Origin of the sequence: Actinomadura sp. HBU206391, assembly GCF_014323665.1 — a bacterium.
Lineage (GTDB): Bacteria > Actinomycetota > Actinomycetes > Streptosporangiales > Streptosporangiaceae > Actinomadura_C.
The window spans coordinates 1-13,829 of sequence record NZ_JABVEB010000149.1 but is presented as its reverse complement, the minus strand read 5'-3'; the positions used below and the strand labels follow the sequence as shown (position 1 = coordinate 13,829).

At 70.6% G+C, this 13,829-nt stretch carries 10 protein-coding genes and 1 pseudogene; 6 read left to right on the top strand and 5 right to left on the bottom strand.

All coding sequences use genetic code 11. The annotated features are described in order from the left end of the window. Positions 1–1,218 (bottom strand): cytochrome P450 (locus HKK72_RS28060; RefSeq protein ID WP_187237441.1); only part of this gene is annotated, 1,218 nt, incomplete at its 3' end. 144 nt (positions 1,219–1,362) lie between these two features. Then, entirely contained in the window at positions 1,363–2,217 is an 855-nt protein-coding gene (locus HKK72_RS28055) for an alpha/beta fold hydrolase (protein WP_187237440.1), read from the bottom strand. 283 nt (positions 2,218–2,500) lie between these two features. Between HKK72_RS28055 and HKK72_RS28050 the strand changes: the two genes are divergently transcribed. From HKK72_RS28050 to HKK72_RS28030, 5 genes are all read left to right on the top strand, one after another. Then, positions 2,501–3,919 carry a glycosyltransferase family 39 protein gene (locus HKK72_RS28050; RefSeq protein WP_187237439.1) on the top strand — a complete coding sequence of 473 codons (1,419 nt, stop codon included), beginning with the start codon at positions 2,501–2,503 and terminating at the stop codon, positions 3,917–3,919. 201 nt (positions 3,920–4,120) lie between these two features. Further along, complete coding sequence (locus HKK72_RS28045; RefSeq protein WP_187237438.1) at positions 4,121–5,122, top strand: FecCD family ABC transporter permease; 1,002 nt, start codon at positions 4,121–4,123, stop codon at positions 5,120–5,122. Then, complete coding sequence (locus HKK72_RS28040) at positions 5,119–6,159, top strand: FecCD family ABC transporter permease (protein WP_222721221.1); 1,041 nt, start codon at positions 5,119–5,121, stop codon at positions 6,157–6,159. Before HKK72_RS28045 ends, HKK72_RS28040 begins: the two co-directional genes overlap by 4 nt. Next, positions 6,156–6,989, top strand: coding sequence for an ABC transporter ATP-binding protein (locus HKK72_RS28035; protein WP_187237437.1), 834 nt, complete (start codon positions 6,156–6,158; stop codon positions 6,987–6,989). Before HKK72_RS28040 ends, HKK72_RS28035 begins: the two co-directional genes overlap by 4 nt. A gap of 102 nt (positions 6,990–7,091) precedes the next feature. After that, a complete protein-coding gene (locus HKK72_RS28030; protein ID WP_315987474.1) occupies positions 7,092–8,054 on the top strand; it encodes an iron-siderophore ABC transporter substrate-binding protein in 963 nt (320 codons plus the stop codon). 64 nt (positions 8,055–8,118) lie between these two features. Here the strand turns inward: HKK72_RS28030 and HKK72_RS28025 are convergent, their stop codons facing one another. Both HKK72_RS28025 and HKK72_RS28020 read right to left on the bottom strand, forming a co-directional pair. Then, the gene (locus tag HKK72_RS28025) at positions 8,119–9,003 is read right to left on the bottom strand and encodes a hypothetical protein (RefSeq protein ID WP_187237436.1); all 885 of its coding nucleotides are present in this window, start codon (positions 9,001–9,003) and stop codon (positions 8,119–8,121) included. 197 nt (positions 9,004–9,200) lie between these two features. Continuing rightward, positions 9,201–9,935, bottom strand: coding sequence for an SDR family oxidoreductase (locus HKK72_RS28020; protein ID WP_187237435.1), 735 nt, complete (start codon positions 9,933–9,935; stop codon positions 9,201–9,203). A gap of 281 nt (positions 9,936–10,216) precedes the next feature. Here HKK72_RS28020 and HKK72_RS42890 point away from each other — a divergent pair. Next, a pseudogene (locus HKK72_RS42890) lies at positions 10,217–10,940 on the top strand (helix-turn-helix transcriptional regulator). Between the two features lie 59 nt (positions 10,941–10,999). Here HKK72_RS42890 and leuS read toward each other — a convergent pair. Beyond that, a complete protein-coding gene (gene leuS / locus HKK72_RS28010; RefSeq protein ID WP_315987473.1) occupies positions 11,000–13,474 on the bottom strand; it encodes a leucine--tRNA ligase in 2,475 nt (824 codons plus the stop codon). Between the last annotated feature and the right edge of the window lie 355 nt (positions 13,475–13,829).

The following is a 13,829-nucleotide window of genomic DNA, read 5'->3' as shown; positions in this document are numbered from 1 at the left end:
GCCGTTGATGAAGTGGGACAGCAGACGGTCCGGCTCCCCATCGACGCGGATCGTCGGGACCTGCCTGAACAGTTCGCGGAACATCACGGTGATCTCGCGGCGGGCGAGATGGGCGCCGAGGCAGAAGTGCGGCCCGGGGCCGCCGAATCCGACGTGCGGGTTCGGCGACCGGGTGATGTCGAAGCGCTCGGGGTCGGTGAACACCTTCTCGTCGCGGTTGGCCGACCAGTAGTAGAGGATCAGCTTGTCGTCGGCCTTGATCTCGTGCTCGTTCAGCATCGTGTCGCGCGTGGCCGTACGGCGCATCCAGATCACCGGCGAGGAGTAGCGCACGATCTCCTCGACCGCGCCCGGGATGTGCGCCTCGAAGTCCCCGGCGAGCAGCGCACGCTGCTCGGGGTGGTGGGTCAGCAGGTTGAGCCCGTGCGCGATGGCGTTGCGGGTGGTCTCGTTGCCGGCCACCACGAGCAGGATGAAGAAGGAGCCGAGCTCCTGGTCGGTCAGCGACTCCCCGTCGATGTTGGCATTGACGAGCGCCGAGGTCAGGTCGTCGGTCGGGTGCTCGCGCCGGTACCGCCCGAGGTCCTCGACCAGGTCCTTGAGCGTCTGGCCCGCGGTGAGCAGTCCGACGGCGATCTGCTCGAAGTCGTCCTGGGCCACGAACTCGGAGTCGTTGCCGGCGAGGATGACGTTGGTCTGGTTCAGCACCGTCTGGTAGTGCTCCTCGGAGATCCCCATCATGTCCGAGATGATCTTCAGGGGCAGGCGGGCGGCCACGTCGGAGATGAAGTCTCCGGATCCGCCGGCCTGCACCTCGGCGACGATCTGCGCTGCCACGCTCTCGACCTGGTCCTCGAACCGCTGGATCATCCGGGGCGAGAACGCGCGGGAGACGATCCGGCGGATGTGCGCGTGCCGAGGATCGTCCATGCTGATCATCGAGCCGAAGTACTCGTTCATGTCGGCCGGCATGTTCGGGATGTTGATCGCGCCCTGACCCGAACAGAAGTCGGCCGGCCGCCGGGAGGCCTCGACCACGTCGGCGTGGTCGACCAGGGCGTAGTAGCCCGGACCCTGCGGCACGATGACGATGTCCGGTTCCTCGAAGAACGACAGGCCGGGCCGCTCCCGCAAGGCCCGGAAGGCATCGTGCCGCTCGGTGAGCGGCCGTCCCCAGAAATTCCAGTCCGTCAGATTGATGTCATCGACGTTGAGCACCGCGACCACCTGCCACTAGAACGAGGTTCTGCTTCATCCTGTCAAACGGCACTGCCCCTTGCACCGGCCCCTCATTCTCTGTGATCGGCACCACACCTTGGGTGGAGCGCCGGTCCGGATCCCGGCGTTGGAGGGCCGGGCTGTTCAGCCCGTGAGCCATCCGAGCACGCGGGCGTTCACCGCGTCCGGCCGTTCGAGCTGCAGGAAGTGGCCGGCAGCCGGGACGAGCGCGGTGCGCGAGCCGGGCGGCAGGTGCCGCTCGGCGTCCTTGATCAGGTCGGCGCCCAGGCAGCCGTCGTCGGCGCCGTGCAGGTACAGCACCGGCCGTTCCCCGATCCTGCTGGCGGCCTGCTGCTGCGCGGCATAGGCCTCGACGTGCCTGGACGGGTCGAGCATGGCGCGGTAGTAGCCGATCGCGGCGGCCACGTGCTCAGGTGAGCTCAGGCACTCCATCGCGTGCGCCACGTCCTCGGTCGCGTCGTATCCGGGCGACCAGTCCCGCCACAGCCCCTCGACGAAGGACCGGTTCAGCGACATCTCCGCGAGCGGAGTCTGGAACAGGAAGATGTAGAACGACCGCCGGAGCTGCTCGTAGTCGAAGAAGGAGGTCAGCATGGAGTCCAGCGGCGGCAGGGCCATCGTGACGACGCGACGCCATCGCCCGGGCTCCATCGCCGCCGCCCCGTAGGCCGCGGCGGCCCCCCAGTCATGGCCGATCAGCACGGCGTCCGGACCGCCGCCGAGGGCCTCGTGCAGTGCGTTGGCGTCGGCGGCCAGCGCGCCCGTCTGGTAGGCGCCGTCGCCGGGCACCGATGTGGGTGCGTACCCGCGCATGAACGGCGCCACGGCACGGAACCCCGCGTCGGCGAGCACCGGCAGCAGATGCCGCCAGGTGCGGGCTGAGTCGGGGAAGCCGTGCAGGCACAGTGCCAACGGCCCATCGGAGGGCCCCTCCGCCAGGTAGCCGAATTCCAGCCCGTTCGCGGTCATGGTGTTCATGTTCGTGACGCTACAAGACCGAGCACTTGCTTCGGAGATCCACCTGGCGCGGTCACGGTACGGCCGGGGCATTTCTCCCCGTGGCCCCGCGACGTCTCGTGTTCGCCCGACGTTCACGATCGATACGCCGGCCACGGGTAGATTGCCGCTCTCTCCCGGCGGCCTGCCGGGCGGCCGGGAAAGGACACGGGGGAGCCTGGTACCCAACGTGGTCGCGCAGTGGACGAGGCCGGCCGACCGGCCGGTCGCAGGCCGGGCATCGCCGGACGCGCTGAGACACGCGATGCCGGTCCTTCCCGCCCTCGTCACCTTCGCCGTGACGATGTGGGGGATCGGCGGTCCGTCGTACTGGCGGGACGAATCCGTCAGCGTCGTCGCCGCCCACGAGTCACTCGCGAACCTCCGGTCGTTCCTGCGCGACACCGACGCCGTGCACGCGTTCTACTACGTGCTCTTGCGCCCGGTCGCCGCTCTGGGCACCGGCGAGACGGTCACCCGGATGCCGTCGGCGATCGCGGCGGCCCTCGCCGCCGGCGGGATCGCGGTGCTTGGACGGCGGCTCTGCTCGGCGCAGGCGGGCCTGTTCGGCGGGCTGATCTACGCGACGCTGCCGATGGTCAGCCGCTACGCGCAGGAGGTCCGCCAGTACACGCTGGTCAGCGCGGGCGCCGTCCTGGCGACCTGGCTGCTGGTCCGGGCGCTTGAACACCCGCGGCCACGGCTCGCGCCGTACGCGGCGTACGGCGCCGTTCTGGCCCTGCTCGGCTGGCTGCACCTCTACTCGTTGCTGCTCGTCGCAGCGCACGGTGTCACCGTCCTGGCGTGGCGCCGGCGGGGGCATGTGTTCGGCTGGGCCGCGGCCGTCTGCGGCGCGCTGCTGACGGTGGCGCCGCTGGCGGCGGTCGCCCGCGGTCAGCAGGCCCAGGTGGCGTGGTTGCGTCCGCCCGGGATCGGCGCGCCGATCGACTTCGGCCTGGAGGTCGCGGGCGGCCGCTCCCCGCTGGCGCTCCTCGCCCTGCTCGTGGTCATCGCGGCCGTGGGCGTGCGCGGCCGGCGGAGGCACCTCGCGGTCGTGCTGCCCTGGCTCCTGGTGCCGTTCACGGTCGCCCTGGTGATCTCACAGGTCGAACCGGTCTATCACCCTCGTTACCTGCTCCACTGCGCCTGTGCGTTGGCCCTGGCCGCCGGCATCGGCCTGGCGCATGTGTCCGAATGGCTCCCACGCCGTGCGGGAGCGGTACTTCCGTTCGCGGTGATCGCGGCGTGCGCCGCCCTCAGCCTGCCCGCCCAACTGGCCATCCGCGAACCGGGCAGCCGGCCGGACGACCTCCGGGGCCTGGCCACGGTGCTGCGCGCCGAGGCCGAGCCCGGTGACGCGGTGCTCTACCTCCCGGCGTCCCGCAGGATCTTCGCGACGGCGTACGGGGACGCGTTCGAGCACCTCGACGCCGAGACGCTCCACGGGCCGGGCGGCCTGACCGATCTGCCGACCGACCGCCTCCGGACGGCACTGGCGGCCGAGCGCCGGGTCTGGGTCGTCGGGATCCCGCCGCCCGGCGGGCGGTACCGGACGCCCACCCCCGGGCGGAACCTCGCCGCCCTGCGCTCGGACCGCCGTTTCGACCGCGCCGGCGCATGGGACTTCGGGGGCGTCCATCTCGAACTGTTCAGCGCGGCCGGAGCCCGCCGCGGCGGCGGGTGACCTACCGCGCCGGCGCCGACACCGGGAAAAGCGATTCAGCTGATCACGCTCCGCAGTGTGATTCTTATTTCGGTCTCTACATCCATATATTTCGGGCTTGTTGATAGCCGGGACCATCCCCTAAGCTCCCGCTTGATTTAGGCATGCCTTACCTAATTAACGGCGCTTTGGGGGCAGTGTGGACGCGGGGACGAACCGCGAGTGACCACGACACAGAGACGGCTCGCCGTACTGGCGGGATCCGCGGTGTTGCTGGTCGCCGCCGTGCTCGCGAGCCTGGCCGCCGGCAGCCGGGGCATCGCTCCGGGCCAGGTGCTGCACGCGCTCCTGCACCGCGACGACGGGGACGAGAGCACGATCGTGTGGACCCTGCGGGTGCCTCGCACCGTCATCGGCGTGGCGGTCGGCGCCGGCCTCGCCCTGGCCGGGGCGCTGATGCAGGCGCTCACCCGCAACCCGCTGGCCGATCCGCGGCTCATGGGCGTCACCTCGGGCGCCTCCCTCGGCGTGGTCATCGCGATCAGCGTCTTCGGACTGACCACGCTGCCCGCATACATCTGGTTCGGCATCGTCGGCGCCGCGCTCGCCGGAACGTTCGTCTACGGCCTGGCCGCCCGTACGCGCGACGGCGCCTCGCCGGTCACCCTGGCGCTGGCCGGCACCGCGCTGGACGCCTCGCTCACCGGTGTGGTGATCGCCGTGCTGACCGTCAACGCGCAGACCTTCGACCAGTACCGCTTCTGGGCCGTCGGCTCGCTGGCCGGGCGGACGCCCGAGATCGCCATGTGGGTGCTCCCGTTCGTGGCAGTCGGCGTCGTGCTGGCCTTCGGCGCCGCCCGCGGCCTGGACGCGCTCGCACTGGGCGAAGACATGGCCCGGGGGCTCGGCCGCAACGTGGGCAGGGTGCGGCTGCTCGCCGCGGTCGCCGCGATCGTGCTCACCGGCGCCGCGGTCGCCGCCGCCGGGCCGATCGGATTCGTGGGGCTCGCGCTGCCGCACCTGGCCCGCGGCCTGGTCGGCGCCGACCATCGCTGGGTGCTCACCATCTCGCTGCTGCTCGGACCCACCTTGCTGCTGTCGGCCGACGTGATCGGCAGGGTGATCCTCCCGCCCGCCGAGGTCCGGGCCGGCGTCGTCACGGCGCTCATCGGCGCGCCGCTCCTCCTCCTGCTGGTCCGCCGCGGCCGGACGGTGACCGCATGAGGGTCTCCGCGCCGCATCCGGCCGCGGGCCGCGTGGTCGTGGGGGCCGCGGGCATGACGTTCGTGCTGCGCCGACGCGCGGTGGGCGTCGGCCTGGCGTTGGTCGTCCTCACCGTGATCGCCGTGATCCTCTCGCTCGGCGTGGGCAGTACGTTCATAGCGCCGGGTGACGTCGTACGGGCGCTGGCGGGGGACGGTTCCTTCACCGTCGTCGTGCAGGATCTGCGGTTTCCCCGGATCGTGGTGGCACTGGTCGTCGGTGCCGCGCTCGGCCTGTCCGGTGCGCTGCTGCAGGCGGTCAGCCGCAACCCCCTCGCCAGCCCGGACGTCGTGGGGGTCAGCCAGGGCGCCGGGCTCGCCGCAACGATCGCGATGAGCGCGGGCCTCGGCGCCGCGTGGCTCGGGCCGACCGCGTTGCTGGGCGGTCTGGCGGCGGCGGCCGCGGTGTTCGCGCTGTCCTGGCGGTACGGGCTGGCGGCGCACCGCTTCGTCCTGTCGGGTATCGCGGTCGCGCTGGCGCTGAAGGCGCTCACCGAGGTCTTCATCGTGGGCGCCGAGCCGATCGAGGGTCAGCGAGCGAGGGTCTGGCTGGCCGGCAGCGTGGCCGGGACCGGTTATGCCGAGGCCGCCGTGCTGCTGATCCCGCTCATCGCGTTGGCGCCCGTACTGCTGTGGGCGGGACGCGCCATGGACACCGCCGCCCTGGACGACGAGGTCGCCCAGGGTCTCGGCGTGCGCGTGGCGGGCCGCCGTCTCGGGCTCGGAGTGGTGGCGGTGGTGCTGGCCGCGCTCGCGACCTCGCAGGCGGGCGCCGTCGACTTCGTCGCGCTCGCCGCTGCGCAACTCGCGCGCCGGCTGGTCGGGGCCGAGCGTCCGCCGCTGGCCTGTTCGGCGCTCACCGGCGCGCTGCTCACCGTGGTCGCGGATCTGGTCGCGCGCACCGCGTTCGCGCCGGTCCAACTTCCGGTCGGGGTGCTCACCGCGGCCCTCGGGGGTCCCTACCTGCTGTGGCTGCTCATGCGAAGGAATGGTTCATGACGACCGAGCGCGAACCGGCGCCCGAGACCGGCGGTACCTCGCGCGCCCCCGTACGGCTGGCCGCCCGCGAGCTGAGCGTCGGATACGGGAACCGGCTGGTCATCGAGGACCTTGACCTGGACCTGCCCGGCGGCGGATTCACAGTGATCGTCGGCCCCAACGCCTGCGGCAAGTCCACCCTGCTCCGCACTCTGGCCAGGTTGCTGGCCCCGCGCGGCGGCACGGCGCTCATCGACGGGGCCGACCTGCACGCCCAGCCCACGCGCGAGTTGGCCCGGCGGCTCGGAGTGCTGCCGCAGAGCCCGCTCACCCCCGAGGGGCTGAGCGTCGCCGACCTGGTGGCGCGCGGGCGGCAGCCGTACCAGCGATGGTTCCGGCAGTGGAGCGCGCGTGACTCCGCCGCGGTCGAGCGGGCGATGGCGCTGACCGACCTGGCCGAGCTGCGGGACCGCCCGGTGGAGACGCTCTCGGGCGGGCAGCGGCAACGGGTGTGGATCGCCATGACCCTCGCGCAGGACACCGACGCGCTGCTGCTCGACGAGCCCACCACGTACCTCGACCTGGCCCACCAGATCGAGGTGCTCGATCTGCTGCGACGGCTCAACCGCGCCGGCGGGCACACCGTGATCGCCGTGCTGCACGACCTCAACCAGGCCTGCCGCTACGCCGACCATCTGGTCGTCATGAAGGCGGGACGGCTGGTCGCGCAGGGGACGCCGGCCGAGGTGATGAGCGCCGATCGGCTGGCCGAGGTCTTCGGCCTGAGCGGAGTGGTGGTGCCGTGCCCTGTGACGGGGGCGCCGATGGTCGTGCCGGACGCGCCGGCCTGACGAGACCGGCCTGACGAGACCGGCCTGACGGGCCTGATGAGACGGACCCGATGACGGCCTGATGAGACGTGCCCGATGAGAAGGACAAGTGAAGGGAACGCAGTGAAGTTCAACGGACTCCGGTGGAGGCTGGCCCAGGGGGCGGCCGCCATGGTGACGGCCGGCCTCGCCCTGACCGCCTGCGGGAGCGGCGACCCGGGGTCGTCCTCCGGGCCCACCCGGCCCATCAAGCACGCCATGGGCGAGACGAAGGTCCCCGAGCACCCCAAGCGGATCGTGGTGCTCGACCAGGACAAGCTCGACACCCTCTACACCCTCGGGGTCACCCCGGTCGGCGCGGCGCTGCCGGACCAGACGGCCGGCATGCCCAAGTACCTCGGCGACTCCTTCACCAAGATCAAGAGCGTGGGAACGCTCCAAGAGCCGGACACCGAGGCGATCGCCGCGCTCAAGCCCGATCTGATCCTCGGCTCGAAGTTCCGGCAGGAGAAGTTCTACGGCGAGCTGTCGAAGGTCGCCCCCACCGTGTTCACCGACAGGGTCGGCATCACGTGGAAGCAGAACTTCCTGCTCGACGCCGATGCCGTCGGCAAGAAGGCCGAGGGCGAGCAGAAGCTCAAGGCCTACGAGCAGCGGGCCAAGGAACTGGGCGGCGGGCTCGGCGACCCGGCCAAGCTCAAGATCAGCCTGATCAGGTTCAGGCCCGACGAGATCCGGCAGTACGGGCCCGAGTCGTTCGCCGGCATCGTACTGAACGATGTCGGTCTGGGCCGTCCGGAGGGGCAACTCCTGGCGGACAAGTCCGACAAGCGGTTCGCCACGATCAGCCCGGAACGGATCGACGAGGTCAACGGTGACATGATCTTCGTCTCCGCGTTCGGCGAGAAGGCCGCTCAGGAGCAGGCGAAGGTGACGGCGGGCCCGCTGTGGCAGAAGCTCCCGGCGGTCAAGGCCGGGCACGCGCAGATGGTCGACGACGAGATCTGGATGACCGGCATCGGAGTCACCGCCGCCAACAAGATCGTCGACGATCTCCGCAAGTACCTCACCCCCCTCGCCGGCTGACCCCTGTGTTGAGTTGCGGCGTGTCGTTGGTCAGGCGGGCGACGCACCAACGACACGCCGCAACTCAACGCGGTACGGCGAGGCGGCGTTGCGCGATCGCGCGCCGTACGCGTTCGACCACGATGCCGGGATACCTGAACAGGCCGTCCTTGTTCACCCGGATGACGATCCACTGTCGGTCGATCAGGTGGCCGTCTCGTTCGATGTCGTAGGCGTACTGCCGGGAATCCTCCTGGTGATGCCTTCCCTCGTACTGAATCGCGATCTTCAGCTCGGGGTAGGACAGGTCCGGACGCGCCAGCCGCAGCCCGGGGATCGTGTCATGAAAGACGTCGCGATTCGCGACAGGTCTGGGCAGGCCGGCATCGACCAGGAGCATCCGGAGCCGGCTTTCCGGCGGAGAGTCGGTATTGCGCTCCAGCATCGGCACGGCCGTCCTGGCCTTCCGCACTCCCCGGCGCCGGCGGCATCGGCGCAGAAACGCGTCGAGCGCGTCAGGAGTGGTCAGGTCGCGCCGGAGCATCTGATCGCCAGCGACGATCAGCTCGATGCGCGGAAGCGTCGCGGCGAGTTCGAGGAACAGCCGTTCGGGTGCGACCAGCCAACGGCCGTCACGCTTACGGATCTGCTCGATCGGAATGCTGTAGCTGTGCACGACCAGCTCTTTGATCCGGGGGATCGTCGGCGTCCACGAGGGGACCGCCACGTGGAGACGCTCGTCGTCGTCCGGGACCGGCAGGCCGTACAGACGCGCGGCCGTCAGCCCGCAGAAGGCGGCCGAGTCCGGCAGGATCAGCAGGGCGGCGTCAGCGCGTAAAGCCGTCGAGTCCGGTAGGTCCACGAAGACGTGCACGTCATGGAACACCCGCCGAAACCGCCTGCTCCGCAGTTGTTGCTCGCTCACCCCCAGCCGGAGGGCCTCGGCGAAACGAAACGGTCGCTTGAGCAACTCCTGCGGAATTGTTTTCGGTGGCGTCACAGTGGCCTGATGCGCCGTGACGAGATCGACAATGCGTGACGCGATCCGATGGACGTCGTTCTGTTGCCGTTTCTTGTCCTGAGCGCGTTCGCTCGCCGCCTGAGTTGCGGCGTGTCGTTGCCTTTGTTGTGATGCGACCAACGACACGCCGCAACTCGACGAGTGGGTCACCAGGGGATGGGACCGTCGGCGCCGGAGCCGTAGAAGCCGCCGGTCGGCCCTTCGGCGGGAAGCTGCGCCAGACGCACCACCTCCGCCGCTCCCTCGGCGGCCGAGCGGACGCCGGTGTGGCCGTTGAGGTCGGTCGCGCAGTAGCCCGGATTGGCGGCGTTGACCTTGATCGGGGTGTCGCGCAGGTCCTTGGCGTACGACACCGTGATCGCATTGACCGCGGTCTTGGCGGAGTTGTACGCCAGCAGGTTGGCACCGTAGTAAGGATGCTCAGGGTCGCTCGCCCAGGTCAGCGAGCCCAGATCGCTCGAGACGTTGACCACGCGGCCGGCCGGTGCCTGCCGGAGCAGGGGGAGCATCGCGTTGGTGACCGCGACGACACCGAAGACGTTGGTCTCGTACACCCCGCGCATCTCCGAGACGGGCGTCTCGGCGGCGGTGAACCAGCCGCCGGAGTAGGCGATGCCGGCGTTGTTGACCAGAATGTCGAGGCGGCCGTGCTCGCCCTCGATCAGCTTCGCCGCCGCCGTCACGCTCGCCTCGTCGGTCACGTCGAGCCGGAGGACGTGGGCGTCGGCCCCCTCCGCACGCAAGGCCGTGACGGCGGCCGCACCGCGTTCGGCGGAACGTGCCCCGGCCAGAACGGTGACGCCGACGGCGCCGAGCCGCCGGGCGACCTCGAGACCGATCCCCTTGTTGGCCCCGGTGATCAGGGCTACCCGCGTGCTCATCTGCTTCTCCCGAACGTCGTCGAAACGCGGATGCCGCAAGTCAAGGACGCCGTCGCCGGGGAGGGGAGAGCACCGCCGATGCTGGGATCGCCGGTACCACCCTGGCCGCCTGTGCCCGCCCGGTGGTTCGGACATGCTGGGAGCATGGACAGACAGGAGCTCGCAGGCTTCCTGCGCTCGCGCCGCGACCGGGTCCGGCCGAGGGACGTCGGCCTCGAGTCGGGCGCCCGCGCCGCCGTACGCCTGGCCTGCGGCGGGAAGAGGTCGCGCGTCTGGCCGGGATGTCGGTCGACTACTACATCCGGCTGGAGCAGGCGCGCGGGCCGAGGCCGTCGCGGCAGGTGCTCGGCGCGCTGGCCAGGGCGCTGCGACTGAGCGACGACGAGCCCTCTCACCTGTTCCACCTCGCCGGTGAGCGGCCGGCCGCTCCGTCCGGCCCACCGCAGCAGGTGCCGCAGGGCGTTCTGCACCTGCTCGACCGGCTCGACGACACCCCGGCGTACGTCCTGGACGCCAAGTACGACGTGCTCGCGTGGAACGCCATGGCGGTGGCGTTGATCGTCGACTTCGCCGCACTACCGCCGAAGGGGCGCAACGCGCTGCGGTGGTTCTTCGAGGACCCGGCCTCGTCCACCATCGAGGAGGGCGGGGAGTTCTGGATGTTCGCCTGCGAGTCCGTGGCGGACCTGCGGGCCGCCGGGGCCCGCTACCCCGGGGACCCGGGTCCGCACGCTGATAGCGGACCTGAGCGCGGCCAGCGAGCTGTTCAGCCGGCTGTGGGACGCCTACGAGGTGAAGGTGCGGCGGAGCAGTACCAAACGAATGATCCATCCCGTGGTGGGCGCCATCGAACTGCACTGCGACATCCTGCTCGTGCCAGAGCTCGACCAGCGAGTGGTGCTCTACACGGCGGCGCCGGGCACGTCGGCGCACGAGGCGCTCCAACTGCTGCGCGTCGTCGGCACGCAGGATCTGACCACCAACGCTCCCGGCGGAACCGCGTAGGCACGCCGGGAGCGCGCGGTGAGGCGTGCACCGCCTCAGACCTCAGGACTGGACGGACCTCAGGACGGGACGATGTTGACGATCTTGGGTGCGCGGACGATGACCTTGCGGATCCCGGCGTCGCCCAGCGCGGCGCGCACCTTGCCGGAGGCCAGCGCCAGCCGCTCCAGTTCGTCCGCGGCGATGTCGGGGGAGACCTCCAGGCGGTCGCGGACCTTGCCGGCCACCTGGACGACACAGGTCACGGAGTCCTGGACGAGCAGCGCCGGGTCGGCGACCGGCCAGTTCCCCGTGGCCAGCGGGGCCGTCCGGCCCAGCACCTCCCACGTCTCCTCGGCCGTGTACGGCGCGAACAGTGACAGCAGGACGGTCACGGTCTCGGTGGCCTCGCGCACGGCCGGGTCGGCCGCTCCGGGCCCGGAGTCGACGGCCTTGCGGGCCGCCGACACCAGCTCCATGATGCGAGCGATCGCGACGTTGAACCGCTGTGACTCGACCAGCTTGGTGGCCTCGTCGATGGTGCGGTGGGTGATCTTGCGCAGCGCGGTGTCGCCCGAGGCGGCGTCGGCGCCGGGTGCCGAGGCCACGTCGGCGGCCAGGCGGTGCACCCGGGACAGGAATTTGGCCATGCCGGGCGGCGACACGTCGGCCCAGTCGATGTCGTCCTCCGGCGGACCCGCGAAGATCATCGCCAGCCGGACGACGTCGACGCCGTACTCCGCGATCTGCTCGCCCAGGTCGACCAGGTTGCCGGTCGACTTCGACATCGCCTTGCCGTTGAGGATCACCTGGCCCTGGTTCAGCAGGCGGGTGAACGGCTCGGTGAAGTCGATCATGCCCATGTCGTACAGCACCTTGGTGAAGAACCGGCTGTACAGCAGGTGCAGGATCGCGTGCTCGACGCCCCCGGTGTACTGGTCCACCGGCATCCACTTGCGGACCTGCTCGACGTCGAACGGGCCGCCCTCGTAACCCGGCGAGCAGTAGCGGAAGTAGTACCAGGACGAGTCGACGAACGTGTCCATGGTGTCGGTGTCCCGGCGGGCCGCGCCACCGCACTTGGGGCAGTCGACGTTGACCCAGCCGGCCGCCGAGGCCAGCGGCGAGACCCCCTTGGGCGACAGGTCGGCGCCGCGCATGCCCTCGGGCAGCCGTACCGGCAGATCCTCGTCGGGGACAGCCACCTCGCCGCACGACTCGCAGTGGATGATCGGGATCGGCGCGCCCCAGAACCGCTGGCGGGACAGCAGCCAGTCGCGCAGCCGGTAGTTCACCGCGGCGCCGCCCAGGCTCTTGCCCGCCAGGACCTCGGTGATGCGCGTGATCGCCTCGGCCTTGGCCAGGCCGTCCAGCGGACCCGAGTTGACCAGCGTGCCGTCGCCCACGGTCGCGACGCCGGTCTCGGCCGGGTCGGCGTCGCCGGTCTGCACGACCACCCGTACGGGCAGCTCGAACCTGCGGGCGAAGTCGAGGTCGCGCTGGTCGTGCGCGGGCACCGCCATGATCGCGCCGTGGCCGTACTCCGCCAGCACGTAGTCGGACGCCCACACCGGCATGCGCTCGCCGTTGACCGGGTTGATCGCGTAGCGGCCCAGGAACACCCCGGTCTTCTCGCGGTCGGTGGACAGCCGGTCGATCTCACTCTCCCGGGAGACCTGCTCGCGGTAGGCCTCGAAGGCGGCCCGCTGCTCGGGCGCGCAGATCTCGGCGGCCAACGGGGCGTCCGCGGCGACCACGAAGAAGGTCGCGCCGAACAGAGTGTCGGGCCGGGTCGTGAAGACGGTGACCGGCTCGTCCCTGCCCTCGATCACGAACTGCACGTCGGCGCCCTCGGACCGGCCGATCCAGTTGCGCTGCATGAGCAGCACTCGCTCGGGCCACTTGCCCTCGAGCTGCGCCATGTCGTCCAGCAGCCGCTCGGCGTACTCGGTGATCTTGAAGTACCACTGGGTCAGCATGCGGCGCTCGACCGTGGCCCCGCAGCGCTCGCAGTTGCCGGCGACGACCTGCTCGTTGGCCAGCACGGTCTGGTCGTTCGGGCACCAGTTGACCAGGCCGCCCTTGCGGTAGGCCAGGCCGCGCTCGTAGAAGCGCAGGAACAGCCACTGCGTCCACTTGTAGTACTCGGGGTCGGAGGTGTGCAGCCGCCGCGACCAGTCGAACGACGGCGCGTAGCGCTGGAACGACGCGGCCTGGGTGTCGATGTTCGCGTACGTCCACTCGGCCGGATGGGAGTCGCGCTGGATGGCGGCGTTCTCGGCGGGCAGGCCGAAGGAGTCCCAGCCGATCGGGTGCAGCACGTTGTGGCCGCGCTGGAACCAGTAGCGCGCCACCACGTCGCCGATGGCGAACGCCTCCGCGTGGCCCATGTGCAGGTCACCGGAGGGGTAGGGGAACATGTCGAGGGCGTACCGGCGCTCACGATCGTCCGAGCCGGCCTCGCCGGCCGCGAACGGGTTCAGCTCCGCCCAGCGGGCCTGCCATTTGTCCTGGATCGCCCGCGGGTCGTACTGCTCGTCGGCGCTTGTGGTCACTGCTCGGGTCCTCATCTGGCTCGTACGGCTGCGCAACGTCGCTCAGTCATGCGTTGGTCATGAAATGTCATGAAAAGGCCCCTCGCGCAGGAGGGGCTGCCGCGCTGACCTACGGAGTCAACGCGGCCGGCTAAGAAGCAGCCGAGATCGCATATACCAACGGTACCGCAACGGCAAGCCCGCATGCCGATGTCGGCTCAACGCCCGAATGTGGGCAAAGCGCGACTCCGGGCATCCGTGACCACTCGCCATGATCGGGCGCGCTCGCGGCTCGGCGGTTCTGTGGTGGGCGGCTCGGCCTCAGCGGATCCGCTGACACCGAGCCGCCACTCCTGTGGGTCCTTTTCAGACCTTG